General features: G+C 43.3%; 26 protein-coding genes. 8 read left to right on the forward strand and 18 right to left on the reverse strand.

Features of this window, described 5'->3' with window-relative positions:
* Positions 1 to 69: 69 nt before the first annotated feature.
* The 5 genes from CDG61_RS14575 (at position 70) to rsfS (ending at position 5,983) form a co-directional block, all read left to right on the forward strand.
* Positions 70 to 2,880 (forward strand): ATP-binding protein, encoded by a 2,811-nt coding sequence (locus tag CDG61_RS14575; protein WP_087550562.1) that lies wholly within the window; start codon positions 70 to 72, stop codon positions 2,878 to 2,880.
* Between the two features lie 121 nt (positions 2,881 to 3,001).
* The gene (locus CDG61_RS14580) at positions 3,002 to 3,790 is read left to right on the forward strand and encodes a crotonase/enoyl-CoA hydratase family protein (RefSeq protein WP_087513124.1); all 789 of its coding nucleotides are present in this window, start codon (positions 3,002 to 3,004) and stop codon (positions 3,788 to 3,790) included.
* Positions 3,791 to 3,816: 26 nt separating this feature from the next.
* The gene (locus CDG61_RS14585) at positions 3,817 to 4,686 is read left to right on the forward strand and encodes an NAD(P)-dependent oxidoreductase (protein ID WP_087550561.1); all 870 of its coding nucleotides are present in this window, start codon (positions 3,817 to 3,819) and stop codon (positions 4,684 to 4,686) included.
* A 25-nt stretch (positions 4,687 to 4,711) separates the two neighbouring features.
* The gene (locus CDG61_RS14590) at positions 4,712 to 5,494 is read left to right on the forward strand and encodes a hydroxypyruvate isomerase family protein (RefSeq protein WP_087513122.1); all 783 of its coding nucleotides are present in this window, start codon (positions 4,712 to 4,714) and stop codon (positions 5,492 to 5,494) included.
* An 87-nt stretch (positions 5,495 to 5,581) separates the two neighbouring features.
* Complete coding sequence (rsfS, locus tag CDG61_RS14595; protein ID WP_087513121.1) at positions 5,582 to 5,983, forward strand: ribosome silencing factor; 402 nt, start codon at positions 5,582 to 5,584, stop codon at positions 5,981 to 5,983.
* A gap of 52 nt (positions 5,984 to 6,035) precedes the next feature.
* Here rsfS and CDG61_RS14600 read toward each other — a convergent pair whose 3' ends face one another.
* From CDG61_RS14600 to CDG61_RS14625, 6 genes are all read right to left on the reverse strand, one after another.
* Positions 6,036 to 7,277, reverse strand: a complete 1,242-nt coding sequence (locus tag CDG61_RS14600; protein WP_087550560.1) for an ammonium transporter — start codon at positions 7,275 to 7,277, stop codon at positions 6,036 to 6,038.
* A 156-nt stretch (positions 7,278 to 7,433) separates the two neighbouring features.
* A complete protein-coding gene (locus CDG61_RS14605) occupies positions 7,434 to 8,093 on the reverse strand; it encodes a hypothetical protein (RefSeq protein WP_087550559.1) in 660 nt (219 codons plus the stop codon).
* A gap of 10 nt (positions 8,094 to 8,103) precedes the next feature.
* Positions 8,104 to 9,396, reverse strand: coding sequence for an ammonium transporter (locus CDG61_RS14610; RefSeq protein ID WP_394357255.1), 1,293 nt, complete (start codon positions 9,394 to 9,396; stop codon positions 8,104 to 8,106).
* 277 nt (positions 9,397 to 9,673) lie between these two features.
* Positions 9,674 to 11,128, reverse strand: a complete 1,455-nt coding sequence (locus CDG61_RS14615) for an NAD(P)(+) transhydrogenase (Re/Si-specific) subunit beta (protein ID WP_087550557.1) — start codon at positions 11,126 to 11,128, stop codon at positions 9,674 to 9,676.
* A gap of 3 nt (positions 11,129 to 11,131) precedes the next feature.
* On the reverse strand, positions 11,132 to 11,452 hold the full coding sequence (locus tag CDG61_RS14620; RefSeq protein ID WP_087550556.1) for a proton-translocating transhydrogenase family protein: 321 nt from the start codon (positions 11,450 to 11,452) through the stop codon (positions 11,132 to 11,134).
* A gap of 11 nt (positions 11,453 to 11,463) precedes the next feature.
* The gene (locus CDG61_RS14625; RefSeq protein ID WP_087550555.1) at positions 11,464 to 12,591 is read right to left on the reverse strand and encodes a Re/Si-specific NAD(P)(+) transhydrogenase subunit alpha; all 1,128 of its coding nucleotides are present in this window, start codon (positions 12,589 to 12,591) and stop codon (positions 11,464 to 11,466) included.
* Positions 12,592 to 13,506: 915 nt separating this feature from the next.
* On the opposite strand from CDG61_RS14625, the gene CDG61_RS14635 reads away from it, so the two are divergent.
* Positions 13,507 to 14,430 carry a DMT family transporter gene (locus CDG61_RS14635; protein ID WP_087550554.1) on the forward strand — a complete coding sequence of 308 codons (924 nt, stop codon included), beginning with the start codon at positions 13,507 to 13,509 and terminating at the stop codon, positions 14,428 to 14,430.
* A gap of 48 nt (positions 14,431 to 14,478) precedes the next feature.
* Here CDG61_RS14635 and soxR read toward each other — a convergent pair whose 3' ends face one another.
* A complete protein-coding gene (gene soxR / locus CDG61_RS14640; protein WP_322887954.1) occupies positions 14,479 to 15,012 on the reverse strand; it encodes a redox-sensitive transcriptional activator SoxR in 534 nt (177 codons plus the stop codon).
* A gap of 65 nt (positions 15,013 to 15,077) precedes the next feature.
* On the opposite strand from soxR, the gene CDG61_RS14645 reads away from it, so the two are divergent.
* Together CDG61_RS14645 and CDG61_RS14650 are read left to right on the forward strand one after the other, a co-directional pair.
* Positions 15,078 to 15,506 carry a RidA family protein gene (locus tag CDG61_RS14645; RefSeq protein ID WP_317024027.1) on the forward strand — a complete coding sequence of 143 codons (429 nt, stop codon included), beginning with the start codon at positions 15,078 to 15,080 and terminating at the stop codon, positions 15,504 to 15,506.
* A gap of 22 nt (positions 15,507 to 15,528) precedes the next feature.
* Complete coding sequence (locus CDG61_RS14650; RefSeq protein ID WP_087550552.1) at positions 15,529 to 16,719, forward strand: MFS transporter; 1,191 nt, start codon at positions 15,529 to 15,531, stop codon at positions 16,717 to 16,719.
* A gap of 50 nt (positions 16,720 to 16,769) precedes the next feature.
* Here CDG61_RS14650 and CDG61_RS14655 read toward each other — a convergent pair whose 3' ends face one another.
* The 11 genes from CDG61_RS14655 to CDG61_RS14705 all read right to left on the reverse strand — a co-directional run bounded on the left by CDG61_RS14655 (position 16,770) and on the right by CDG61_RS14705 (position 25,824).
* The gene (locus CDG61_RS14655) at positions 16,770 to 17,414 is read right to left on the reverse strand and encodes a HEPN domain-containing protein (protein ID WP_087550551.1); all 645 of its coding nucleotides are present in this window, start codon (positions 17,412 to 17,414) and stop codon (positions 16,770 to 16,772) included.
* A gap of 594 nt (positions 17,415 to 18,008) precedes the next feature.
* The gene (locus CDG61_RS17700; protein ID WP_004723194.1) at positions 18,009 to 18,353 is read right to left on the reverse strand and encodes a hypothetical protein; all 345 of its coding nucleotides are present in this window, start codon (positions 18,351 to 18,353) and stop codon (positions 18,009 to 18,011) included.
* A gap of 29 nt (positions 18,354 to 18,382) precedes the next feature.
* The gene (locus CDG61_RS14665; RefSeq protein WP_004644575.1) at positions 18,383 to 19,456 is read right to left on the reverse strand and encodes an ArsO family NAD(P)H-dependent flavin-containing monooxygenase; all 1,074 of its coding nucleotides are present in this window, start codon (positions 19,454 to 19,456) and stop codon (positions 18,383 to 18,385) included.
* Between the two features lie 101 nt (positions 19,457 to 19,557).
* Positions 19,558 to 20,511, reverse strand: coding sequence for a thioredoxin-disulfide reductase (trxB, locus tag CDG61_RS14670; protein WP_086178438.1), 954 nt, complete (start codon positions 20,509 to 20,511; stop codon positions 19,558 to 19,560).
* Positions 20,512 to 20,528: 17 nt separating this feature from the next.
* Positions 20,529 to 21,233, reverse strand: a complete 705-nt coding sequence (gene arsH, locus CDG61_RS14675; RefSeq protein WP_000174605.1) for an arsenical resistance protein ArsH — start codon at positions 21,231 to 21,233, stop codon at positions 20,529 to 20,531.
* 5 nt (positions 21,234 to 21,238) lie between these two features.
* On the reverse strand, positions 21,239 to 22,282 hold the full coding sequence (gene arsB / locus CDG61_RS14680) for an ACR3 family arsenite efflux transporter (protein WP_004723197.1): 1,044 nt from the start codon (positions 22,280 to 22,282) through the stop codon (positions 21,239 to 21,241).
* Between the two features lie 7 nt (positions 22,283 to 22,289).
* Positions 22,290 to 22,763, reverse strand: a complete 474-nt coding sequence (locus tag CDG61_RS14685; protein WP_087550550.1) for an arsenate reductase ArsC — start codon at positions 22,761 to 22,763, stop codon at positions 22,290 to 22,292.
* Between the two features lie 6 nt (positions 22,764 to 22,769).
* Positions 22,770 to 23,090, reverse strand: a complete 321-nt coding sequence (locus CDG61_RS14690) for a metalloregulator ArsR/SmtB family transcription factor (protein WP_087550549.1) — start codon at positions 23,088 to 23,090, stop codon at positions 22,770 to 22,772.
* 58 nt (positions 23,091 to 23,148) lie between these two features.
* On the reverse strand, positions 23,149 to 23,583 hold the full coding sequence (gene arsC, locus CDG61_RS14695) for an arsenate reductase (glutaredoxin) (protein ID WP_087550548.1): 435 nt from the start codon (positions 23,581 to 23,583) through the stop codon (positions 23,149 to 23,151).
* Positions 23,584 to 23,750: 167 nt separating this feature from the next.
* Positions 23,751 to 25,580: a ferrous iron transporter B gene (feoB, locus tag CDG61_RS14700; RefSeq protein WP_086178441.1), complete on the reverse strand. Its 1,830-nt coding sequence runs from the start codon at positions 25,578 to 25,580 to the stop codon at positions 23,751 to 23,753.
* Positions 25,570 to 25,824, reverse strand: a complete 255-nt coding sequence (locus CDG61_RS14705; RefSeq protein WP_086178442.1) for a FeoA family protein — start codon at positions 25,822 to 25,824, stop codon at positions 25,570 to 25,572. Before CDG61_RS14705 ends, feoB begins: the two co-directional genes overlap by 11 nt.
* Positions 25,825 to 25,829 lie beyond the last annotated feature (5 nt).

The following is a 25,829-nucleotide window of genomic DNA, read 5'->3' on the forward strand; positions in this document are numbered from 1 at the left end:
TTAAAGCTCAGTCAGTTCCAGTTTAAAGCATGCTAATATGCCTGACTAAGGGAATTAACAGCTTTCACCATGTCAAATATCAATAAGAAATTATTTAAGCGGCTACACTTAAATCATGCTTATGGGCAACTGATTGCCCTGATTTTTGTACCGATTACCATTCTGGCATGCGTGGGTACTGTCCTGGTTCTTTCTGAAACCTCCAGTGCTGCCAAAGCACAGCAGAAACAGATGGCTATTGCCATTCTGACCCGTAACCAGTCTGCTGCTGAAAATGCACTGATGCAGCTCGACCGCTTTCCCTGGCAATACGATCAGGCACGTTTTTTCATGCAGAACATGATGAATGAAAAACACCTGATCCGCACTGCAATTATTGATTCAAAAAACTCAAACCGCCTGAGCATGGGCTACCAGGATCAGTCTGCCTGGCCTGAATATGACACCAGACAGTCTTTTATTGGTCCTGTTGAACATAAAGACAGCCATGTGTATGGGCTTCAGATCAACGAAGGCGTGGGTGATCATGCCTGGTTGCTGATTGAACTGGATAACCAGCCTTTACAGATTGCCCGATACAGAGTCCTGATCGTGCTGGTTGCAACGGGCTTGCTGACGTTGCTGCTGTTACTGCTGTGCCTGAATTTCTATTCGCGCCGCTGGATTGCACCCATGTATGAAATCCGCATGCAGCTACAGCGACTCAATGCAGATACGCTCGATCAGCACATGGTCATTAACAGTACCGGTGAGCTGCGCCTGTTACAGCGTGATATTGCCAATGTCGTCAAACGGCTGCATTTCAGCTTTCTTGAACTGAAAGAACACACCGAACAGACCGAAGATGACTTACGCAGAACTTTAGATACCCTTGAAGTACAGAACATTACTTACCGTCAGGCACGGGATCAGGCCATTTCTGCAAACCAGTCCAAATCAGTCTTCCTGGCGAACATCAGCCATGAGCTGCGTACACCACTGAACAGTATTGATGGATTTATTCATCTGTTACTGCGTCAGGGCAACCTCAGCAACGAGCAGAATCTGTATTTACAGACCATCCGTAAGTCTTCTGCCCATCTGCTGGCACTGATTAATGACGTTCTGGATTTTTCCAAAATTGATGCCGGCAAACTGGAACTTGAAACTGCACCGTTTGATCTGGAAGAAGCAATTTTTGATGTGATGGATATGCTGTCTCCACCGGCAGCGCAAAAACACATCAACATGACCTTCTATTATGCAGATAACGTTCCTAAATATCTGATTGGTGATGCATTACGCTTTAAACAGATTCTGACCAACCTGATTTCCAATGCCATCAAATTCACACCGGATGGGGAAATTATTGTACGTGCACGAATGGAGCAGGATGATATTGGTCAGTGCCTGCTGCATTTCAGCGTGCAGGACAGTGGTATTGGTCTGAGTGGCACTGACCGTAAAAAACTGTTTGAATCTTTCTCTCAGGGCGATGCATCCGTTACCCGTCAGTTTGGCGGTACAGGACTTGGACTTGCGATTTCCAAACAGCTTGTCCATCTGATGCAGGGACAGATTGGTTTTGAGGATAACCAGGAACGCGCACCGACTGAAAAAGGCTCAACTTTCTGGTTTACTGCCATGTTCAATGTCGATGAAGATGATGGCATTGAGCATCCTGATTTCAGCCACATGCAGGTTGTTTCCTATCTTGCGCACCCTGCGACAGCGAACGTACTCCGACATTATCTTGAAGACTATAAAGTTCAGCATACTGAAACTTCATCCATTCTGGATCTGTTCAGCCGACTGAACCATTTAACTGGCAACGTTGAAAACACCTGGCTGATTGTGGATCACAGTGGCGACTCCGAAGCACTGCTGACTGAGATTCGCACCCGTTACAATGGTAACCTGGCAGTCTATGGCTATCAGATGGTACTGGACCCAGGAATACTCAATGAACACCGTGCCCGTCCACTGTATCAGCCACTCAGCCGCAGTGCTTTAATTCAGCTGCTGAGTAATCAGCCTGTCTTCGATCAGGATGAACATGAGGACTTCAATGGTCAGGGTTTGCACATCCTGGCGGTCGATGACCATTTGCCAAACCTGATTGTTCTGGAAGCGTTACTTGCTGAGCTGAACGTCAGAACCACCAAAGCGCTGAGCGGACAGGAAGCTCTGGAAATTCTTCAGAATAACCTTGAGAGCAAGGCGCAGCCTTTCGATCTGATTTTCATGGACATTCAGATGCCTGTCATGTCTGGTATTGATACCACCCGTGCCATCCGCTCACTGGAATCCACACTTGAAAATCACAAGCGTTTACCTGTGATTGCACTGACTGCACATGCATTGTCCGATGAAAAACAGAAACTGCTGAAAGGGGGTATGGATGATTACGTCACCAAGCCGATTCAGATTGAACAGATTATTCAGATCCTGACTCAGTGGACCACACAACAGTTCAACAAAGTCAGTACTGTGGAAAAGGCTCATGTGATTGAAGCGCTTGACCCTCAGATTATGGACTGGCAACAGAGTCTCCAGCTGGCTGCCAATAAGGAAGACCTGGCCGTGGATCTGCTGAAAATGCTGACGGACAGTTTTGAAGCTGAAGTGAATGAAATGGAACAGCTGATTGCACTTGAAGATTTTCCTCAGCTTGAGCATGTACTGCACCGTCTGTATGGTGCAACCCGTTATGTCGGTGTACCTGCCTTACAGGAAGCAACAGGTTCATTTGAACAGTTTGTTTCCACTTTACGCAAAGAACGGCGTAAGGCTGACGAATACTTTGTGCAGGAAACCCTGAACCGCTTCAATGACCTGAAAGCAGTCATCCAGCAGGTGGAACAAGCCGCTCAGATTATTCTGAACAAACATAATCTCTGAAGCACCACGGGCGCTACACGACTAAAGTCCACTACGTCCATTCATGGATGTGACTGTACTGTCATGTATCCTGTACGCCCCCATGTTATGCTCAGAAACAGGACAATAAAAGGTTTTTACCATGGCTTTACTGCGCATAGAAAAAAATAACGGCATCGCTACAGTTTCCCTGAACCGCCCTGATAAGCGAAATGCAATGAGCTTTGCATTACTGCGGGAACTGGTCAGTACCGCTGAAAAAATTAAAAAAGACCGCAGCATCCGTTGCGTTATTCTGACAGGTGAAGCAGGTGTCTTCAGTGCAGGTATTGATTTAACAGACCTGAACAATCCTAAAAACACCGCCTATGCTGCATGGGAACTCATCAAACCAGGACAAAGCCTTTTCCAGAAAGCATTTCTGATCTGGCAGGAACTTCCTGTCCCTGTGATTGCTGCAATGGAAGGCTTCTGCCTCGGAGCAGGTATGCAGCTTGCACTGGCAGCGGATATCCGCATCAGCCATCCTGATACAAAAATGTCCATTATGGAAAGTCGCTGGGGACTAGTTCCTGATATGGGACTGACCCGCTCCATCAAAGGCGTGATTGGACTTGATCTTGCCAAAGAGCTGACACTGACTGCCCGTGTTTTTGATGGTCACTATGCCAAAGAAATTGGACTGGTGACTCATCTTGATGAAAATCCACTGAACAAAGCAGTGAGTATTGCACAGGAAATGCTGCAACGCTCTCCAGATGCCCTGATGGCTGCAAAACGCGTACTGGATGCAATGGAACATCAACCGACAAGATCATTACGCCTTGAAAAAATATGGCAGTTAAAACTGCTGATGGGCAAAAACAGTAAACTTGCACGTAAAAAGGATAAAAATCCGGATGTGCAGTTTTTACCGCGCCAGTATAAGTAATTCAATTTCAGAACAGGAAATGGAACATGAGTTTTGATCGCAGTACCCAGATTGCATTTTTAGGTATGGGACTGATGGGAAGCCGCATGGCAACCCGACTGATTCAGGCAGGCTTTAACGTTGCTGTATGGAACAGAACCCTCAGTGCCTGCGACTCACTCATAGACATGGGTGCTGTATTGCTCGATCTGAAAAATATCGGGCAATACCCTGTCATTCTGACCTGTCTTGCAGATGATCAGGCGGTTCATTCCGTTTTTTCACAGATATCTTCCTCTTTAAATCCTGATCAGATCATCGTCGACTTTTCCAGCCTGTCTGTGGACCAGACCCGTCAGCTGGCAAAACAGGCAGCACAGTCCGGTGTCGAGTGGATTGATTCCCCTGTTTCTGGGGGCACTGCTGGTGCTGAAAATGGAACCCTGGTTATTTTTGCAGGGGGCAACCCACAGTCCATTGAACGGCTGGCGCTGATTTACAATGTTCTTTCCCAGCGGGTCACCTGCATGGGTGAAACAGGAACCGGACAGGCGACCAAAATCTGTAACCAGCTGATCGTTGCTGCCAACAGTACACTGATCGCTGAAGCCGTGGCTCTTGCAGAAAAAGCCGGTGTGGATACACGACTGCTGGCACCGGCACTTGCTGGCGGTTTTGCTGACTCAAAACCCTTTCAGATCCTGGCTCCACGTATGGCGACCCATACCTTTGAGCCCGTTCAATGGAAAGTTCAGACACTGTCCAAAGACCTGAACAATGCCGTGAAACTTGCCGCTGAATATCAGCTGGATATACCTGTTGCAACTACAGCACTGTCTCAGTTAAATACTCACCAGCAGCAGGGATTTGCCGAATCAGATCTGGCAACCGTCATCCACCAGATCAAATCTTTATAATGTCAGCCAGACAGGGAACCGACCTATGACCAGACTTGCAGTCAATCTTTCCATGATTTTCACAGAAGTGCCACTCATTGAACGTTTTGCACTTGCACAGGCTCAGGGGTTTGAACATGTGGAAATTCAGTTTCCCTACGAACTCAGCATTGAAGCCATTCAAGAGCAGTTACAGCTGCACAGGCTCAGTCTCTGTCTGATCAATGTCCCTGCTGGAGACCTGATGCAGGGTGGAAATGGACTGGCAGGTATTCCTGGTAAAGAACTTGAATTCAGCCGTGCACTGGAACAGGCTGTGCATTATGCCAGAGCACTGGATGTCCCCCGGGTCAATATTCTTGCAGGTAAACAGCCTCAGGATGCTGATCTGCTGCCCTGCCTGAACACACTCGCTGAAAACCTGAAACTCGCCTGTCATATCCTTTCAGAACACGACATAGAACCTGTATTCGAAATGATCAACGGTACAGATATGCCCCGTTTTCTTGTACAGAATATTGCTCAGGCACAGGAAATGCTTGAAGCAGTTCAGCATCCAGCCCTGAAAATGCAGTACGACTGTTACCACATGGCAATGATGGGGGAAAATGTACTGGAAGCCCTTCAGGATAACCTCCATGATATCGGTCACATCCAGTTTGCAGACTGTCCTGGTCGTCATGAACCGGATACGGCTCAGATCATGTGGGCAGAGATTTTCAACTGGTTACAGCACAGCAGTTATCAGGGCTTTATTGCCGCAGAATACCGCCCTCAGTCACATTCGGTAAACTCTTTCGCATGGAAGAAAAAATACTTTTCTGAATAAGCCCGAAGCAATACTGGATTGATTTGAAATCCACCAGTAAAACGGCTATATTAGATGATGAGTAATTGTCAGGAAATGATACCCTTTATGAATTTAGAACCATCGCCCAGCGCTTCTAATTCTCACGATTTCACAATGAATTCCCAGTCCCAGGATGTACAGAACTGCTTAAAAGTCGTACAGGAAGCCCTGCAGGATGTAAAAGCCAAAGATATTATTGATATTGATGTCAGCCGCATCAGCAATGTCGCAGATGCGATTGTCATTGCAAGCGGTACATCTACACGTCATGTTAAAGCACTTGCTGATAACGTTGCTGAAGAAGCACGTAAAGCAGGTTTCCGCCCTTTAGGTGTGGAAGGTGAGCGAGACGCAGAATGGATCCTGATTGATCTTGGTTTTGTTGTTGTTCACGTAATGCTGCCAACAGCACGTAAATTTTATGACCTTGAAAGCCTATGGCGTACAAGCCCAAATACAGTGGCATAAAATTTATCCGGTAAAAAAAGCGACCATCTGTCGCTTTTTTTATGACTGAAATTCAGACTTTATCCGTCACACTGGAAGTTCTGAACTTTATTCCCAGCATTTTCATACTCCAGAATGCCACAAATGCCGTACCGAAACTCCAGATAAAACAGACCAGAATACCCGTTAACTGAGTTTTCAGACTGACAGCATGCGTCATATTTCCAAGCACCTGCCCACTCAGAGAGACAGCCAGTGTTCCCCATATTCCACACAGCCCATGCACCGCGATCACTTCACGGATATGTTTTGAATCAAGCCATTTTTTCAGCAGATTCGGACTGTACAGTGTAATTAATCCTGCCCCGCCACCAATCACCGCCGCAGTTGAAATACTGACAAAACCACAGCTGGCAGTTACAGCAACAAGTGCCCCAAGCGTTGCTTTCAGCATGGCCTCCCAGGCAATCATTTTATTAAAAAACAGAGAGAAAACGACTACGGTCACAATTGAGCCAATCAATGCTGCCACAGCACTGAGCACAATTGTTGCAATGCTGACAGGAATATCTGAAATATAAATAATATTCAGACCTGACCATGCCAGCCACAGAATAAAACCCGCCAGCGCAAAAGACAGAATTTTATAATCATCAAAGATCACATCCCGCTTTTCCATCTGAATCTGTGAGGTTGAGCGGAGTACCAGATAACCTGCCAGTACGACCCAGGCTGCCGAAGAATGCACTACTGTAGAGCCGGCATAATCAATAAAACCTAACTGTTTCAGCCAGCCACTGTCATATAAAATGCTTCCCCAGACCCAGCAACTGAAAAAAGGAAAAATCACACCCGCCACTAAAAAGCTGATAAACGCATAGGCCGGAACACTGTAATCAGCCGGAAATATTCTGCCTACGATCGTGGTAATGGTTGTTGCCATAAGCGTATAAAAAAAGATGACATTCCAGTGCCACCCATGAATATTCGACAACACCTTCAACGCATGCTCTGCCCCCTGAGGGTCAAATGATACTGAATACACCAGACCAAAAAAGAATGTTCCCAGTATTGCCGCCAGATAATTGATGCACAATCCATAAAAAGATTTCAGACTCTTTTCATAACCACCTTCTGCGACCGCGAAACCCGCCTGAAGCAGTATGACAAATACCCCACCCAGAATCAGCAACTCAAAATCAGGAATAATGTCGAACTGTTCAAAATCCTCACCTGCAACAATAACTGATGCATGCCCCTGTACTGCCAAAGCAGCAAGAATACAGATCATCAAATATTTAGCAGCTGACGTCATGTTTAATCCGACTTAATAAATAAAGCACAATAATGATACACACTTAACATTTTGATTAATTTTTTGATGTTTAAGCATCATTTTATAACAAACAGTATAGTGATTTATTAAAAAATAAAAAACCACCCTAAGGTGGTTTTTATTTTTTAATTTCAATCACAACAGGTCATGCAAACTGACATCCATAAACTTCTGTTTCAGCTCTTCCTTTCTTCTGGCATACACCCTGTCTGCTTTGACCGGTCCATAAAATTCACAGTACGTTTCATATAATGCAGTGATCACCCGTGAATAACTCCGTACTGGTAGAAAATTCATCAGCTCAGTGTCATATAACTTTGCCTCCATATTGATCGACAGCCCCATTTTCAGGATTCTTTGCCTGATCTCTGTATCAAACTCCATCTGATCATCCACAGGTACATCGTTATAAATACTGACGACAAAATACTGAAAAGCATCCATCAGATTTTCAGAAACCGAAACTTCTCCTAACCCTGCTGTTTTTTTATTCTCCGGTGGATTGATTCCTGATTGTGGAACTGCTTCATCTGTTCGGATATTCAGCCTGATCTGTCGCTCCACTTCTGAAATTTCAGACAGTACCTGTTTTAAAATTTCTTTCCGGTATAAGCGCAGATCATCTGTATTACATATTTCACTTAAAAACCGGTTCAGTACAAAGGATGGTTTATTTCCATATTCCACTTCCCAGTAGCGAATGACCCGCTCCAGGACAGAGTCATTAAAGTAAGGTCTGAGCCCCCGTTCCACTGCATTACGTTTCTGTGCCAGACTGAGCAGTTCTGTTGTCATATACTTATCCTCAGTGTCTTCTGGTTAAATCATCAGTTTCAAAGGTCACATCACGCTGAAACTCCGGATAAGACAGTTCCGCATGCTCGGTATAATCCAGCCCTCTCTGCTCATGCTGTGAACTGACCCGAATCCCCCCAGGCATCAGATCAAGCAGTTTAAAAACCATAAATGCCACACCAAATCCCCATACAAATGCCATAGCAACACCAATTGCCTGAACTGAGACGATCTCCATGCTGAACATATTTTTTTCAAAGAACAGACCTGCGGCCAGTGTGCCCCATGCCCCACAGACACCATGAACTGTAACGGCATCCACCACATCATCCACTTTAAATTTTTCCAGTACAGCCGGAACAATACTCACAATCAGTCCCGCGACAGCTCCCGAAACAACAGCAAAAACAGGCGTCATTGTGGCGCATCCTGCCGTAATAGCGACCAGTCCACCCAAAGATGCATTAATTGTGGTGCGCATTAAAATTGCTCTGGAACGGATCAATGCATACAGCATATAAGTCGCTGCTGCTGCACAGGCAGAAAGATGGGTATTCAGTGCAATTCTGCCTACGCTGACATCTGCACGGACGGTCGAAGCCGCATTAAAACCAAACCATGCCAGCCACAGAATAAAACCACCCAGTGCAACCAGTGGTAAATTGTGACCCGCCAAATAATGGCTCTGACCATTACGCCCAAAGCGACCCAGTCGTGGCCCCAGTACCAGTATACCTGCCAGTGCAACCCATCCACCTATGGAGTGCACAACTGTTGAACCCGCAAAATCAATAAAACCTTTCGCTTTCAACCAGCCTTCACCATCAAAAATGCTGCCCCATGCCCAGCTGCCAAAAACAGGATAAATCACTCCACTGACCACAATGGCACTGACCACATAGGCCACGAAGTGAATACGCTCAGCCATCGCCCCACTGGCTATGGTTGTGGCTGTTGCGGCAAACATGATCTGAAAAAACAGTAAATTCCAGTACCATCCATCCAGTTCATCCGGTGCAAAATGGCTCGTACCGATCCATCCTGAAGCATTGACACCAAACATCAGACCGAAACCCACCAGCCAGAAGACCAATCCGCCCAGACAGGCGTCCATATAATTTTTCATCAGGACATTAATAGTATTTTTACTGCGGACAGAGCCACTTTCGACCAGCGCAAAACCTGCCTGCATAAAAAAGACAAGAATCCCACCTATCACCACCCATATACTGTCCAGCGATATCCGGATGTCCTGTATATTTTCAGCCGCAATAGCGGAAACAGGTAAAACTGTCAGCGCCATTAAAATCAATAAATACTTTATATTTTTCATGAACTATCCCCAAAGAATAGCTCATGGTTTGCAAATTCAGTGCCAGTTATTCATCTGCAGTTAATTTATAAGTACCGCAATCCTGTGTACTGAAGATTTATTAAAAAACTCAGCTGTCTTTTTATGATTCAAACAACTCTGACCGCCATGATGAAACAGAAGATAAATGCATAAAAAAACCACCCGAAGGTGGTTTAAATCTCTCAAAGTCCCTCTTTATGAAAGAAGGGCTTTCAGAAGTCGATACTCAATGACCGCCGCCATTAATGGCTTTCGTCATATCTTCAACAACTTTCTTCGCATCACCAAAGATCATCATTGTTTTTTCGTTATAGAACAGATCATTGTCCAGACCCGCATAACCTGTTGCCATAGAGCGCTTGATCACCATAATGGTACGTGCTTTATGTGCTTCAAGGATTGGCATGCCATAGATTGGTGAACTTGGGTCATCTTTTGCCGCTGGGTTCACAACGTCATTTGCACCAATAACAAGCACCACATCTGTTGCTGGGAAGTCTGAGTTGATCTCATCCATTTCCAGAATGTCTTCATAAGCAACATCTGCTTCAGCAAGAAGTACGTTCATGTGACCAGGCATACGACCAGCAACCGGGTGGATCGCAAAGCGGACTTTTACACCCTGCTCTTTTAAGATTTCACACAGTTCTTTTACTGCATTCTGTGCACGACCCTGTGCCATACCATAACCAGGTACGATCACAACGCTGTCTGCATTTGACATCAGGAAACCGGCATCATCTGCTGAGCCTGAACGGTGGTTACGCTGAGCTTTTTCACCATTATCAGATGCTGCAACTGCTGCACCACCCATCGCACCACCAAACAGTACGTTGATGATTGAACGGTTCATTGCTTTACACATAATATAAGACAGAATCGCACCTGATGAACCTACCAGCGAACCCGCAACAATCAGCATGTTGTTTTCAAGTGTGAAACCGATACCCGCAGCAGCCCAGCCAGAGAATGAGTTCAGAAGCGATACCACAACCGGCATATCACCACCACCAACCGGTGCAATCCATACCCAGCCAAATGCAAGTGCAAGTGCTGTCATTGCCCAGAATGCCTGCATATTACCTGTCGTAAAGAAGCAGATACCACATGCCAGCATCGCAATGAAGATAATTGCTTGTACAGGTTTAACCCAACCACCAGAAATGGTTTTTGCCCATTTTTTCGCAGCCAGTTTACCGTAAGCAAATACAGAAGCTGTGAACGTGATCGCACCCACAAAACAGCCCACGAACAGTTCAAACAGATGAACTTTGCTCATGTGCGCATGCTGAACGCCTGCTGCAGTTAAAGCAGCTTCATTCTGTGCGAACAGTGCAGTCAGCTGGTTATTGTGCAGAATAGCAGCAATTGCAATCAGTACCGCCGCCAGACCAACCAGTGAGTGCATCAGTGCAACTGTTTCAGGCATCTGTGTCATTGGAACTGTACGTGCACGGGCAATACCCACAACCGCACCCAGTACCATCGCACCACCGATCATCCAGACCACCGGATGGTCAGCAACAAAGAATGTTGTGATGACAGCAATCGCCATGGCGATCATACCGTAACGGTTACCCTGAATTGCTGTTTTAGGACCCGAAAGACCACGTAAAGTCAGGATAAAAAGGACTGCACCTACCAGGTAGAACCAATCCGCATATTCTTTAATGAATTCCATGGATCAGCCCTCTTTTTTCTTTGGCTTTGGCTTGAACATTTCAAGCATACGCGCAGTCACCGCGAAACCACCAAAAATGTTGATACTTGCAAGGAATACAGCAACTGCACCCAGCACACTGACAACATTGATCTGCTGGAACTGTACATTTGCATCCACAATACCTGGAATACCGACAGTCTGAATCATCGCACCCACAATAATAATGGATGACAGTGCATTGGTTACCGCCATTAACGGTGTATGTAAAGCTGGTGTTACACCCCAGACCACGTAGTAACCCACGAAAATGGCCAGGACGAAAATCGTAATAGTTTCAACCATGATTAATCTCCTTAACCACGTTTCAGCAGCACCTGGCCGCCATGAGTCACTAAAAGAGCTTTTTGAATTTCATCTTCCTGATTCAGTTTAAAATTCTTATCCTGATCAAATAAAGTTTCAACGAAATTAAAAACGTTACGTGCATACAGTGCAGAAGCTTCTGTCGATACGGTGGAAGGAATATTCGGAATACCTAAAATCGTAACACCATTGTCTGTGACAACATTTTCACCGTTTTTAGAGCCTTCCACATTACCGCCACTTTCAACCGCCATATCAAGGATGATTGAACCTGGTTTCATTTTGGCAACTGTTTCAGCTTTGATTAAACGCGGTGCATCACGACCTGGTAACAAAGCTGTCGTAATCACGATGTCAGCATTGGAAACTGCTTTATCCACAATAATCGCCTGATCACGGATATAGTCTTCACCCGGCATCCAGCCATAACCGTTTTTAGCAGCATCCGCAGCTTTCTGTTTTTCTTCATCAGACATCGGTACATCCAGCCACTTACCGCCCAGGGATTCCACCTGATCACGTGCAGTAGGACGTAAATCTGTTGCTTCAACCACAGCACCCAGACGTTTCGCCGTTGCGATCGCCTGTAAACCTGCAACACCCACACCCATGATTACAATACGGGCTGGTTTCACCGTACCCGCTGCTGTCATCAGCATTGGGAACATACGCTGGTACTCAGCAGCCGCAAGCAGAACAGACTTATAACCTGCAAGGTTCGCCTGTGAAGACAGGACGTCCATGTTCTGTGCGCGGGATAGCGTACGCGGTAGCAGCTCAAGTGCAAAAGCATTGACCTGCTGTGCAGCAAACTTGTCCAGTTCCGTATTACGGTATGGGTCAAACATTGCAACCACAGTCGTTTCTGGTGCAAGTTTTTGAATTTCATCACCCTGAGGTGCACGAACTTTCAGAATAATCTGACTGCCTGTATAGGCATCGTCGGTAATTTTTGCACCAACCTGCTCATAGGCACTGTCAATGTAAGCAGCTCTAACGCCTGCTCCACGTTCAATAACAATACTATGACCAGCACTGATTAACTTTTTTACAGTTTCTGGCGTAGCGGCTACTCGGCTTTCACCGACGACAGATTCTTTTGGGATTCCAATCTGCATGAGCGTTCCTCAAGCTAAATTTTTCTTCAAGTAAACATCGTGGATAACCGATGTTTCCCCCAGGATGCGTTCTTATGAATTTTTGGATTCTAATTGAACTTTTATAAAATACTACCCAATATTTATTTAATAAATACCCATATTTTGAACTGATGATTCATAAAAATAATCGTACGATATATCCTATATTCATTCTGCCTTGATTTTATGACAGGTTAATTTTTACCTTTCAATCAAATCCCAGCCATTCCTGTCAACATTTCAGCTGTTCCCCTGATCATTCCAGTTCCACCCCAGAACATAACATTCCTGTCGTTTGACTTTTTAGACCAGATTCAGCGCATTATTCACATTTTTATCGCATCTCAATTTTGCAGCTAAAACAACACACTCAGCCTTTTATCACTGATAAATTAGCTTTTCTGACAATTTACAGTGAAATAAGCTGTACAAAGATTGGCTGAATATTCATTAACTTCTGTCAGTTTTACGAGTCAGCTATCATTCCATTTTTTAATTTAATTAATAAAAAAAAGTACTTAAATGCAGTTATGGTTTCTTATACGCCTTAAGTACAAAACAGGAAAAAAATTTTTTAAACTTTTTTTATTTGCCATTTTGACAATTGATATTCATAAAGGTCAGACATGTATCCATGCCTAAAAACGCACCAAAACAACGCATAAGTATGTCAAAAACCCCACGCCTTTGTTACATCTGAAACCAATACCAATTTCTTCTGTATGTTCAGACAGTCCTTTAAAGTAGATATAGAGAGAAAATGCTGAAAAACTGTGCATTTTTTAACTGTACTCATTCCATTTATTGCCTTCACTGATTCTTTTTTTGCATTTCTATTCCCATGAACTGGAATTTATACTGAATGTTCAATAAGCCTGAACCGACCGATCAGATATGAAGTTTTCTTTGAGCAGTACTCAGCTGGGTTCCCTGTTTGCACTCAGTGCAGCATTCCTGTTCAGTACCAAAGCAATATTTATCAAACAGACTTATGCTATGTCGCCTTTAGTGGACGGCACTGTACTCATGGCTTTAAGAATGGGCAGTGCCCTGCCTTTTTTCCTGCTGATCTGCTGGATCAACCGTCATAGAAACAGGCAGATTGCTGCCAGAGACTGGTTGCTGCTGATTCTGGCAGGTCTGATCGGTTATTATTTTTCAAGCTGGCTGGATTTTACAGGCCTGATGTATATCAGTGCCTCGCTGGAGCGGATTATCCTGTTTCTTTATCCAACCCTGACAGTGATTGCCACCAGTTTTATTCTGAAACAGAAACTGAGTCTAAAAAGTGTACTCGCCATAGCACTCAGTTATGGCGGGACAGTCATTGTGATGCTTCAGGAACAGAGTACGGTGCCACATGAAGGAAACTTCTGGTTAGGTGTCAGCCTGGTGTTTGCCAGTGCCGTGTGTTTTGCATCTTATCTGCTGCTGACACCACGACTGATTCAGAAATTTGGCTCATGGAACTATACGGGGCTTGCACTCAGTATCGCCTGCATTGGCACACTGACTCATTTTATAATCGTAACACCTCAGCCTGTCGCACTGCTGTCCCAACTCCCCTCAACTGTTCTGTGGTATGGACTGGCTCTGGGTCTGCTCGTGACTGTACTTCCTACAGTCCTGATTGCCCAGAGTATTTCCCGTCTTGGCGCTGCACAGTCCGCCATGATTGGTTCAATTGGTCCTGTGCTGACTATTCTGCTTGCCGTTGCTTTTCTGGGTGAGCATCTGAATTCATTACAGTGGTTTGGATGTATTCTGAATATTATTGGGGTACTGATGATTACTCTGTCCAAAAAAAGACTGTCCTGAAATACATGACTATTCATGAATAATGCAGCCCAGCATTATTCATGAAATCTACTGAATACCTGCTTCTACATTTCCCGTTTCAACCCATGCTCTGTCAGCTTCCATTTTCAGTAAAAGCTCCTGAAAATGTGCTCCCGCAGATTCTTCAGCTAGACAATCCCCTGGATTTCGTAGGGGACATTGTGTGAGCGACAGACAACCGCAGCCTATACATTTATCCAGCTGCTGCCTGAGCTGCAAGAGACCTGTGATCCGTGCATCCAGCATTCCCTGCCAGGCAAGGGACATATTTTTCCAGTCCTGCTGTGTTGCCATATCGTTGCGTGGCAGTGCTGAAAATGCTTCCGCCACCTGTGCCAGACTGATTCCCACCTGTTGAGCCACTCTGACGATTGCAACACGGCGGAGCATTGCCCTATGGTAACGGCGTTGATTCCCCGCAGTCCTTGTACTCCATATCAGTTGTTTTTCTTCATAAAAACGGATGGCAGGCACACTGACTTCACTGCGTGTGGCAAGCTCACCAATACTCAGCCATTGATGAATCCGATGTTCTTCAGCTGGTTTTTCAATCTTTTCCACCTTGACCTCAAGTTAACCTGAGCTTTGATACTGAGCACTATAACAAATTGTGTGCAGGAAAGATGATGAATGCGGAAATAACAATTCATACACCATGTTTCAGACTGATGAACCCCAATACGCTTTATAATCCACGCCCTTTTGCGTATAGTCACATCGCAGAAGTTAAACACTTTTCACGTTTACTTCACATCTCAGGACAAGGTGGTGAAAACCAACGAGGACTATTATCCAGAGATTTTTCTGAACAATGTGATCAGGCTTTTCAGAATCTGCGAAATGCCCTGCAACATGTTCAGGCTGATCTGATGGATATCGCTGTGTTAAGAGTTTTAGTGGTTGATCACAGCCCTAAAAAACATCAGTTTTTAATTCAGGAAATGCAGAAACGCTGGAAACATCATGATTTTCCTGCCTGTACCCTTATTCCTGTTCCGTGTCTTGCCATACCAGGTATGCTGATAGAAATTGAAGCAACCGCCTATTGTAAATAACAGAACAATAAGGTGTTTTCACATGAATTCTCCTCTCGATATCAGTCAGGACAGAGCCTTGCTGTGGCTCATGGCAATTGCCTGCGGGCTTTGTGCTGGAGCCAACTACTACTGTCAGCCACTGGTTCATTCCATACAGCAATATTTTGATGTTCCTGAATCTCAGGTTGCCCTGACCGTGACTTTTGCTCAGATTTCTTATGCTCTGGGGTTATTATTCATTGTTCCTGTTGGAGATATTGTCAATAAAACCCGCTTTATTCCCCTGCTGATGTTCCTGGCTGCCATTGGTCTGCTGATCTGTGCATTTGCAGTCAATCTGCCGATGCTGTGGCTCGGAACGGTCATTGCGGGTCTGTTTTCAGTAGCGGCTCAGGTACTGATTCCACTTGCAACGATGGCTGTTAAACCTGAAAAAACCGGTGAAGTTGTAGGTTTTCTGATGAGTGGATTACTGGTGGGCTTACTGCTGTCCACCAGTCTGGCAGGATTACTGTCAGATCTGTTCAGCTGGAAACTGATCTATATACTCAGCTCTGTACTGATGCTGATTCTGGCTTTCATGCTGAAATCACGGCTGCCTCAGGTACCGCTGATGAAAATGAGCTATCCCTCTATTTTCAGATCCATGGGAGTACTGTTAAGGGAAGAACCCCGTCTGATCTATCGCTCCATGACAGGTGGTTTTGCTTTTGCAGCCATGAGCATTCTGTTTTCAACCATTGCTGTGCTGTTAACCTCTGAACCCTTTAAACTTCCCGATGTGATGGTCGGTGTTGCTACACTGATCGGTGTATTTGGTGCGCTGTCCACAGCATATATTGGTAAAATCGCAGACCGTGGTTATACAAAAATACTGACCTGGGCAGGAGTCGCTGTACTTGCAGTCAGCTGGATATTCCTTTATTTCGGCGGTCAGTCACTGATCAGCTATGTACTTGGATATGGGATCATCAGCTTTGGACTGGCAATCGTACACAGCAGTAATCAGAATATTATTTTCCGACTGCGCCCTGATGCAAAATCACGGATCAACTCCATTTATATGACTGCCTATTTTATTGGTGGTGCCTGTGGTTCTGCACTGGGTGTGTATGCATGGCATCATGGAGGATGGAGCATGACCTGTCTGGTTGGGCTTTTACTGGTCACAGGTTCCGCACTGTTTGCACTGCTGGATACCTTACATCAATCCCGCCAGCAGACCGCTTAATTTCAGTGCAGAGCAGAGACAGCCTGATGCTGTCTCTGCTCTGTATATTTTCATGACATCTGCACCACAGGATAAAAAGGTTTTCCCTGATCCAGTATTGCTGCATTTTCAAGCAACAGAAAAAGAAATGCCGAAATCAGTGCAGATAACAAATGACAGCCATCGTACAGCTGCTTACGGTTAACCGTACTGTTATGTGTTGCACCACCATGTATAAGCTGAGTTTTTAAGGTAGACAGACGACTGAACAGCATCATGAGCATTTCAGGCGTGTTTTTGTTTTCAAGCGCCTGAAATGCTCTGTTTTTTTCTGATTCAAAATCTTCTTTCCATTCAGACTTACTGATTTTCTGATTCTGAAAATCCCAGAATTCCTGAAATGCATAAGGATTTTGCATAAACAGACGGACAGGCTGGCTGTATTTTTCCCAGATGATCTTATAAATTTTATGTTCATGATCAGCATGGCAGATTTTATCAATAAACTGCCGGAGAATCTGTTTATCCTGAACGGCAGTTGTGTCCTGCGCATATACAGCGTTAAATGAAATCCACAAAGTGATAAATTTCAGGTCAATATCCTGATCCAGATCTATGGCTTTTTTCAGCCAGCTCAACCCTCTTTGGATTCTGAGATTAAACTGATCTGTATTTTCATGTTTTCTGTCCTTAAATATCTCTTCCAGCACAAGCATTGTATCCCTCTCGAATATCTTTAATATTTTTATAAAATCACCATAACCTGCTTTAAACTTTCATTCAATCAACACAAAGTCATAGTTCACAGTAATATTCATCGGGCATCAGTACTGATATATCTCCACCCAGTCTATTGTTTTCGTTCAGTTAAAATATGTAGCCCCCTGAAGGCTGCATAAACAGGTCAAACGTGCTGTCGTGTTGTGTTTCGGATGCAGGGTGTCAGTTTTAATGGAAAGCACGTATAATCCGCAACCTTGTTGTATCTTCCCAATTTCAGTGTTCTACGGTTTTTAATTATGTCCGCCATTTCAGCATTGCAGCCACGTATTTCAGTCGCACCTATGATGGATTGGACAACAAGATAAAATAATCCATTAATTTACAGCAACTTAAAATAAAAAAATTAAGTTAAGGTATAAATTTGGAGTAAACTTTATTTTTATGTATCAAAACATAAATCTTCAATATTTTCACTCCCCAATAGATTATTCACAGTTACAAGAGCTGTATCAGATAGTGTTTGAGTAGCTAACACAGCTAGCCTCGTCATTGGGCAAGAAATGGAAACATAAAAAAGATTACGTGCTCTATAAAAAACCTTTCGTATTTGCTTTAGTCAATTTTTTAGTCTCAAGTAACTCTAAAAGCTGTGGCCACTTATAGTGATTCCAGCCACCACCTAAGACCACTAATACATTCTCAAACTCAGCCCCCTTTACACTATGCTGCGTTGCAAAAGGAGTCTGTTTTTCAATAAACCTTGTAACCTCGATAACTTCCTTATATTCGATTTCTCTTAATTTATTATAACGTTGTAGTGTTGAAGACCATTCCTCTTTAGGTGTATCTATAAATGAAAGAAGCTCCTCCTCCCTTCTAATTATTCGATCTGGTGGTAATGGCCGTTTTGTAGTCTTTAAATGATCTATCACTTGACCAATAGTTCCTTCAGTCCTTAACTTTAGTAATTGATCCTAGCCAAATAAGCAGCTATTTGATCTACAGTTGCTCTTGCTGTTCTAGAAACCCCAATGAGTGTTGCGGATGCCATGCCTGTCCATTCCCCATAGCCAACCAACCAAAGGTTATTTATTTTTACTGAGCGCCCATCATTCACAGTAACTGTCTGATCAGGCTCTACCACATCAAGACTTCTTAAGTGAGTCAATGAAGCTTTGAACCCTGTACACCAAATCACAGCATCTACTGCTTGTCTTGTACCATCAGCCCAAACAACGGAATGCTCCTCAAATGAGGTAAAAGGCTCTCTACTATGTAGTACGCCACGTTCGCGGGCCTCTTTGACACTGTCTATCATGACAATATCACCCAGACCACCAACGGGTTGATCAATCACACGACCTTCCTGTTGGGCTTTTAAACGTTCAGTTGCCCGAAGAAATAAAACACGCCCATCAACATCATCCGATAAAAATTGAGGTGGTGTTACTGTGACCCAAGTGGTATCTGCAACTTTTGAGACTTCGGCAAGAATTTGTGCCCCTGAGTTACCACCACCAACTACAATCACTTTCTTGTTGATAAAAGGCTCTGGATTTACATAATGTGCTGAATGCGTTTGTAATCCTTCAAATCGTTCATATCCTTCATAATGGGGAATATAAGGCTGACTCCATGTCCCAGTAGCACTGACCACCGCTTTAGCTCGCCAATATTGATCGCCAGCATACACATCTAAATAGCCATCTTTTTGTTCTATATGGTCGACATGAATTGGTCGAATAATTGGAAATTGATATCGTTGCTCGTATGCTGACAAGTAGCCAATCACTTCATTTCGCGTTGGGTAAGTCTGCTCAGTTGTGGGCATCATCCAACCTGACAATGAACTCCAAGTATTTGGAGAAAAAAGACGAAGAGATTCCCAAGCATGTGACCATGCACCACCTGCCTGAGATTGGTCATCTAAAATAATAAATGGAATTTTCTTACGTTTGAGGAAATAAGCTGTGGCAAGGGCTGCCTGACCACCACCAATAATGATTACATCGACTTCAGTTTGTAATTGAGTCAAAGCTTCTCTCCTATTATTTATAGTCATAATCAAAATAACGCCCAGTCTACTCAACAGACTGGGCGTATTTTATAAAATTTTCAAGCGTTTAAATGAGCCTTTCAATTGCTCAATTGATCAAGATACTTTTCTGCATCCAAAGCTGCCATACAGCCTGAGCCTGCCGAAGTGATTGCTTGGCGATAAATGCTGTCAGCAACGTCACCCGCAGCAAATACTCCTGCCACAGAAGTTGCTGTTGCATTGCCTGAAGTACCACTTTGTACTTGAATGTAGCCTTCACGTAGGTTGAGTTGACCGTCAAACATACCTGTATTCGGTTTGTGACCAATAGCAACAAATAAGCCCTGTACTTCAACATCTTGTATAGTTTGGTCCAAAGTTGATTTCAAGCGAACTGATGTGACACCAGTATTATCACCTATGACCTCATCAACTTGATTGTTCCAAAGAATGCTAATTTTGCCATCTTTTTCTTTGGCAAAAAGATGATCCTGTAGAATTTTCTCTGAACGTAAACTGTCTCTACGGTGAACTAAGGTGACATGCTCAGCAATATTAGAAAGATAAAGTGCTTCTTCAACTGCTGTGTTACCACCACCCACGACCATGACTTTTTGGTTCTTATAGAAGAAACCATCACAAGTTGCACATGCACTGACACCTTGACCCATGAATTTAGCTTCAGATTCAAGACCCAAGTATTGTGCTGTCGCACCTGTTGCAATAATCAGTGCATCACAAGTAAATTCTTCCATGTCGCCTTTTAGTACAAATGGACGGACGCTTAAATCAACTTCATTGATGTGATCATACACAATCTCTGTACCAAAGCGTTCAGCATGGGCTTGCATTCGTTCCATAAGTACAGGACCAGTTAAACCTTCTGGGTCGCCCGGCCAGTTATCTACCTCAGTGGTCGTTGTTAATTGACCACCAAGTTGTATACCCGCTATCAATGTAGGTTTTAAGTTTGCACGTGCTGCATACACAGCAGCGCTATAACCCGCAGGCCCTGAACCTAAGATCACTAATTTAGAATGTCTCTTTTGCATTTCTGATCACCTAAAGTTTATAAGCTACGTTGATTGACACGCTTAGATAATTCTTCTGCCGACTCTTTTCGCTCTGAATAACGGTCCGTGAGGTACTGACTCTGCCCACGAGTGAGCAAGGTGAACTTATATAGTTCTTCCATTACATCGACAATTCGATCATAGAAGGATGAAGGTTTCATCCGTCCATCTTCTTCAAACTCTAAAAAAGCTTTGGGAATAGACGATTGGTTTGGAATGGTGATCATCCGCATCCAACGGCCTAAAATACGCATCTGGTTTAAGCTGTTAAAAGACTGTGAACCACCACTGACCTGCATCAAAGCCAAAGTCTTACCTTGGGTTGCACGAATTGCACCGCCTGCCAGTGGAATCCAATCTATTTGCGATTTAAAGATTGAACTCATGGAGCCATGACGCTCAGGCGAGCACCACACCATTCCTTCTGCCCAAGCGAGTAAATCATGCAACTCTTTAACCTTTGGATGTTCAGTGTCCGCATCTTCAGGTAAAGGCAGCCCTTTAGGATGAAAGATTTTTACTTCGGCACCAAACTGCTCCAAGATACGACCAGCTTCCATCACCGCCAATCGGCTGTATGAACGCTCACGGTTAGAACCATACAGCAGCAAAATACGGGGTGGATGATCCAATTCTTTAGCTTGTACCTTTTCTAAAGTCGGTTGATCCAAAAGATTCATATCTACATTTGGGAGAGTCATAGAAATTACACCTCTGCTTTAAAAAACTTTTTTCTGAGCCACAAAGACACACTGACTAAAGCAATTAACACTGGTACTTCAACCAATGGGCCGATTACCGTGGTAAATGCGACTGGTGAAGCTAAACCAAAGGTCGCAATCGCGACGGCCAGCGCCAATTCAAAGTTATTTCCCGCAGCAGTAAAAGAAATTGCTGTGGTTTTAGGATAATCGTTCCCCATCCATTTGCTCATGAAGAAGCTGATGAAGAACATCACGATAAAGTAAATGGTCAATGGGATCGCAATACGCAAGACATCCATCGGTAAGCTCACCACATCGTTCCCTTTCAGGCTAAACATCGCCACAATCGTGAACAATAAAGCCAGTAGACTCAGTGGACTAATCTTAGGTAAGAAGACATTTTGATACCAATCCAGACCTTTAGCTTTCACTAGAGTGAATCGCGTCATAAAGCCAAGGAAAAATGGAATCCCTAAGTACACCAGTACCGCATGGGTAATCGTCCAGAAATCGACATTGATCACTTGCCCTGCAACGCCAAAATAAGGCGGTAAAAAGGTCAAGAATAGCCAAGCATAAGTACTAAAGAACAAAATCTGAAAGATACTGTTAAAAGCAACCAGTGCTGCGACATATTGGTTATCACCACAGGCCAAACCATTCCATACCAAGACCATTGCAATACAACGAGCTAGTCCTATCAGGATTAAGCCAGTCATATACTCTGGATAGCTATGTAGAAAAATAATGGCTAATGCAAACATTAAGACAGGTGCAATCACCCAGTTCTGTACCAAAGACAACGTTAAGGTTTTCTTGTCTTTAAACACTTGTGGCAGAGCTGCATAATCCACTTTGGCTAACGGTGGATACATCATCAAAATCAAACCAATCGCAATTGGAATATTGACGGAATCCACACTCATTTTATCCAAAGCCACTGAAGCTTGTGGAAAGAACACACCGATCGCTATTCCCAACCCCATCGCAATGAAAATCCATAGCGTGAGGTTACGATCTAAAAATGACAGTCTTTGTTGAGCCATGATGTTCTCATTCAATATCTGAGATGTGATTGATTGAAGCAATCAATTCAGGACGAGACATGTGCGCTGTATCCAGTGCAAATAACGCATCTAAACGACGGTTGATATGGTCAACAGTGACTTGGAATGCTTTGAGCTTTTCTTCTTTAGGTAAATCCAAATGTGAAGGATCAGCCAAACCCCAATGTGCTTTGATTGCACCACCTAAATACAGTGGACATGCTTCTTGTGCTGCCGAATCACAGACGGTAATCACAACGTCAGGTTGGTATTGTTCGCAGTCATCAATGGTTTTACTCCACAAACCATCTGTTGAAAGACCTAGATTTTCTAAAGTTTCTATGGTCAATGGATGTACTTGCCCTGATGGCTTACTACCTGCACTAAAGGCTTTCCAACCCTCTGGGGCACGACTATTAAACAGCACTTCTGACAGGATGCTACGGCAACTATTTCCAGTACACAAAAAAAGGAATTTCATGTTGTTCTACTCGCAATAACTATTGATTTGTTGAAATGATGGAGCAACTTTTGGCTGTAAATCAGCATTTTTAAGGGTGTTAAGTACTTCTACGCACCAAATGGGTAAATTGGGATTGAGACTGTAATAGACCCATTGCCCTTGGCGTCGATCTTGTAAAAGACCAGAAGAACGCAGTAAAGCTAAATGCCGTGAAATCTTGGGTTGGCTCAACTCTAGTTTTTCAGTCAAATCACAAACACACTGTTCATTATTTCCAAGAACCAACATGACGATATTGAATCGCGTTTCATCAGCTAAGCATTTAAAAAAATTGATTTGATCCATATTTTTTACTCACTCAAACATATGGATATATCAATATTCACATATATCCATGAAATTTTTATTTCAATCGCTGCCCATTTGCATCCAGTACTTGTTCACCATCTTCTTTAGTGAAAGCACCCTTTTGCGGGAGTGGCAGAATTTCTAAAACCAGTTCTGACGGACGACTTAAACGAGTTCCTAGTTCAGTCACCACGAATGGACGGTTAATCAAAATTGGATACTGAAGCATAAAGTTAAGCAATTGATCTTCAGTCCAATCCTCTTGATCAATTCCTAAATCTGTATATGGAGCAACATTTTTACGAATCGCTTCTCTCACCGTTAAACCCGCATCCGCAATCAGCTGAATAAGCTCACTTTTAGATGGAGGATTAACAAGATATTCAATAACTTCAGGTTCAATATTGGCATTACGAATTAATGCCAATGTATTACGTGACGTACCACATTCAGGGTTGTGATAAATCTTAACGTTTGGAGTAGCAGACATTTGCTCAAACTCAACAGGATCTTTGAATATATTTATATACGAATAAACATATATATGCAATTCCCAATATACCCATTTTCATAATAAAACTTCTACTTCAAAATTCTAACTTTAATTATGAAGATACAAACAGCGATAATTTCACCGCTGTTCGATATTCAACTTAACTATATGCGGCTAGCAATCTGATACGTAACAAAAGAGAAGAAATATGCTAGTGAAAACAGATAGGTAGCCATAATAATTGGTTGTTTCCAACTACCTGTTTCACGCTTGATTGTTGCTAATGTTGCAAGACAATGAGGTGCAAAAACAAACCAAACCAAAAGTGATAAGCCTGTTGCAAGTCCCCATCCATCAGGCCCAGAAATTTGACTGAGCAGAGTTTGTGTGACTGTATCTTCATCCCCAGACATAGCGTAAATCACACCTAATGCAGCAATAATTACTTCACGGGCTGCCATTGCCGGAATGAGCGCAATACAAATTTCCCATGTAAAGCCGATTGGGGCAAAAATAGGGTGAATGATGTGCCCCAATTGCCCTGCTAGGCTGTAATTAATTGCAGGCATTGTGGCGTTATCTGGTGGCTGAGGGAATGTCACGAGTACCCATAACAAAATTGATAAAGCGACAATAATTCCACCAACTCGCTTTAAGAAAATTGTTGCTCTGTCATATAGGCCTAATGCCACATTTCTAATATCTGGTAAACGGTAAGTCGGCAATTCAAAAATAAAAATACTTTCAGTTTTATCTTTTCGAACTAACTTTAAAAATAAAGAAACCAATAGCGCAGATATGATTCCTGACATGTAAAGTCCGAACAGAACTAAACCTTGTAAGCTGAGCCACCCATAAACCAACTTATTAGGAATGAACGCGGCTATTAATAAAGCATATACAGGCAGTCGAGCAGAACATGTCATTAATGGCGCAATCATAATCGTTGCTAAACGATCTCGTTCAGAGCTAATACTTCTTGTTGCCATGACTCCGGGAATAGCACAAGCGAAACTGGAAAGTAATGGAATGAATGAACGACCGCTTAACCCTGCTTTAGACATAAGCTTGTCTAATAAGAAGGCTGCTCTTGGCAAATAACCCGATTCCTCTAAGATCAAAATAAAGAAGAAAAGGATAAGAATTTGTGGCATATAAGCTAGAACGCTGCCTGCACCCGCAATCACACCATCAACAATCAAACTTCTTAATAATGGATGCGAAATCAAGGGGCCAATTGCACCACTTAGCCAAGTAATTGAGTCTTCAATAAAAGCAATGAAAGGCTGTGCCCAAATAAAAACGGCCTGAAACATGACAAACATGGTCAGCGTCAAAATTAGTAGGCCAAAGACAGGATGTAAAAATATTTTGTCTAAAAATGCAGTTCGTTTATCACCACTGTCATTTTTTAAAATAACTTGCTTAGTAATGTATTTAATCTGATCAAAATGATTTAGCTCAGAATGATAAGGTGCAACAAATAGATTTTTTTGATCTAACTGCGTTAATAGCTCCTGAATCCCTTTTGTTTTCACAGCGACGGATTCAACAACAGGCACTCCTAAAAGTTGTGATAGTTTTGAGGTGTCAATTGAAATTCCACGTTTTTTTACTTCATCCATCATATTCAAGACAAGTAACATCGGTCTATTTAACGCTCTGACCTCTAGTACTAGGCTTAAATGAAGGTGAAGATTTGTAGCATCAACAACACAAACAAAAATGTCAGGTAATACTTCACCTTTTAGCTCACCGAAGCAAACAGCTCTTGTTACTTCTTCATCTAAGCTACTTGGTTTTAAACTATAAGTCCCCGGCAAATCCAATACTCGAACGGAATCTCCTGAAGGTAACTTAAAGAAACCCTCCTTACGTTCAACAGTCACACCCGCATAGTTTGCAACTTTTTGTCGAGTACCAGTAAGAGTGTTAAAAAGTGAGGTTTTACCACAATTGGGATTACCAATGAGTGCAATATTTTTAGTGTTCATTGATGATCTCTACAAAAACTCGTTCAGCTTCATTTTTTCTTAGGGCAAAGCGTGATGTTTCGATTTGAACTAAGATTGGATCGCCACCAAATAACCCCTTTTCAAGAACTTGTAGAGATTCCCCAACTCTAAAACCCAGTAACTCAAGTCTTTCAAGTACAGGGTCTTTGTTGGTGTATTGATCCCCTTTTTTGAGATCAACAATCTTTGCAAACTGATTTGGTTTCACTTGAAATAAGTTCATTATAA

Origin of the sequence: Acinetobacter sp. WCHAc010052, assembly GCF_002165295.2 — a bacterium.
Classification (GTDB): Bacteria; Pseudomonadota; Gammaproteobacteria; order Pseudomonadales; family Moraxellaceae; genus Acinetobacter; species Acinetobacter chinensis.

Coding starts and splice junctions, on each gene's coding strand:
- trxB (WP_086178438.1), bottom strand. CDS start 20,511: ATGCAAAAGAGACATTCTAAATTAGTGATCTTAGGTTCAGGGCCTGCG.
- CDG61_RS14600 (WP_087550560.1), bottom strand. CDS start 7,277: ATGACGTCAGCTGCTAAATATTTGATGATCTGTATTCTTGCTGCTTTG.
- CDG61_RS14575 (WP_087550562.1), top strand. CDS start 70: ATGTCAAATATCAATAAGAAATTATTTAAGCGGCTACACTTAAATCAT.
- CDG61_RS14580 (WP_087513124.1), top strand. CDS start 3,002: ATGGCTTTACTGCGCATAGAAAAAAATAACGGCATCGCTACAGTTTCC.
- arsB (WP_004723197.1), bottom strand. CDS start 22,282: ATGGCTCAACAAAGACTGTCATTTTTAGATCGTAACCTCACGCTATGG.
- CDG61_RS14590 (WP_087513122.1), top strand. CDS start 4,712: ATGACCAGACTTGCAGTCAATCTTTCCATGATTTTCACAGAAGTGCCA.
- feoB (WP_086178441.1), bottom strand. CDS start 25,580: ATGAACACTAAAAATATTGCACTCATTGGTAATCCCAATTGTGGTAAA.
- CDG61_RS14625 (WP_087550555.1), bottom strand. CDS start 12,591: ATGCAGATTGGAATCCCAAAAGAATCTGTCGTCGGTGAAAGCCGAGTA.
- CDG61_RS14685 (WP_087550550.1), bottom strand. CDS start 22,763: ATGAAATTCCTTTTTTTGTGTACTGGAAATAGTTGCCGTAGCATCCTG.
- CDG61_RS14635 (WP_087550554.1), top strand. CDS start 13,507: ATGAAGTTTTCTTTGAGCAGTACTCAGCTGGGTTCCCTGTTTGCACTC.
- CDG61_RS14705 (WP_086178442.1), bottom strand. CDS start 25,824: ATGAACTTATTTCAAGTGAAACCAAATCAGTTTGCAAAGATTGTTGAT.
- CDG61_RS14655 (WP_087550551.1), bottom strand. CDS start 17,414: ATGCTTGTGCTGGAAGAGATATTTAAGGACAGAAAACATGAAAATACA.
- CDG61_RS14620 (WP_087550556.1), bottom strand. CDS start 11,452: ATGGTTGAAACTATTACGATTTTCGTCCTGGCCATTTTCGTGGGTTAC.
- arsH (WP_000174605.1), bottom strand. CDS start 21,233: ATGACTCTCCCAAATGTAGATATGAATCTTTTGGATCAACCGACTTTA.
- CDG61_RS14615 (WP_087550557.1), bottom strand. CDS start 11,128: ATGGAATTCATTAAAGAATATGCGGATTGGTTCTACCTGGTAGGTGCA.
- CDG61_RS14645 (WP_317024027.1), top strand. CDS start 15,078: ATGAATGCGGAAATAACAATTCATACACCATGTTTCAGACTGATGAAC.
- CDG61_RS14650 (WP_087550552.1), top strand. CDS start 15,529: ATGAATTCTCCTCTCGATATCAGTCAGGACAGAGCCTTGCTGTGGCTC.
- CDG61_RS14690 (WP_087550549.1), bottom strand. CDS start 23,090: ATGGATCAAATCAATTTTTTTAAATGCTTAGCTGATGAAACGCGATTC.
- rsfS (WP_087513121.1), top strand. CDS start 5,582: ATGAATTTAGAACCATCGCCCAGCGCTTCTAATTCTCACGATTTCACA.
- CDG61_RS14605 (WP_087550559.1), bottom strand. CDS start 8,093: ATGACAACAGAACTGCTCAGTCTGGCACAGAAACGTAATGCAGTGGAA.
- arsC (WP_087550548.1), bottom strand. CDS start 23,583: ATGTCTGCTACTCCAAACGTTAAGATTTATCACAACCCTGAATGTGGT.
- CDG61_RS14585 (WP_087550561.1), top strand. CDS start 3,817: ATGAGTTTTGATCGCAGTACCCAGATTGCATTTTTAGGTATGGGACTG.
- CDG61_RS14610 (WP_394357255.1), bottom strand. CDS start 9,396: ATGGCGCTGACAGTTTTACCTGTTTCCGCTATTGCGGCTGAAAATATA.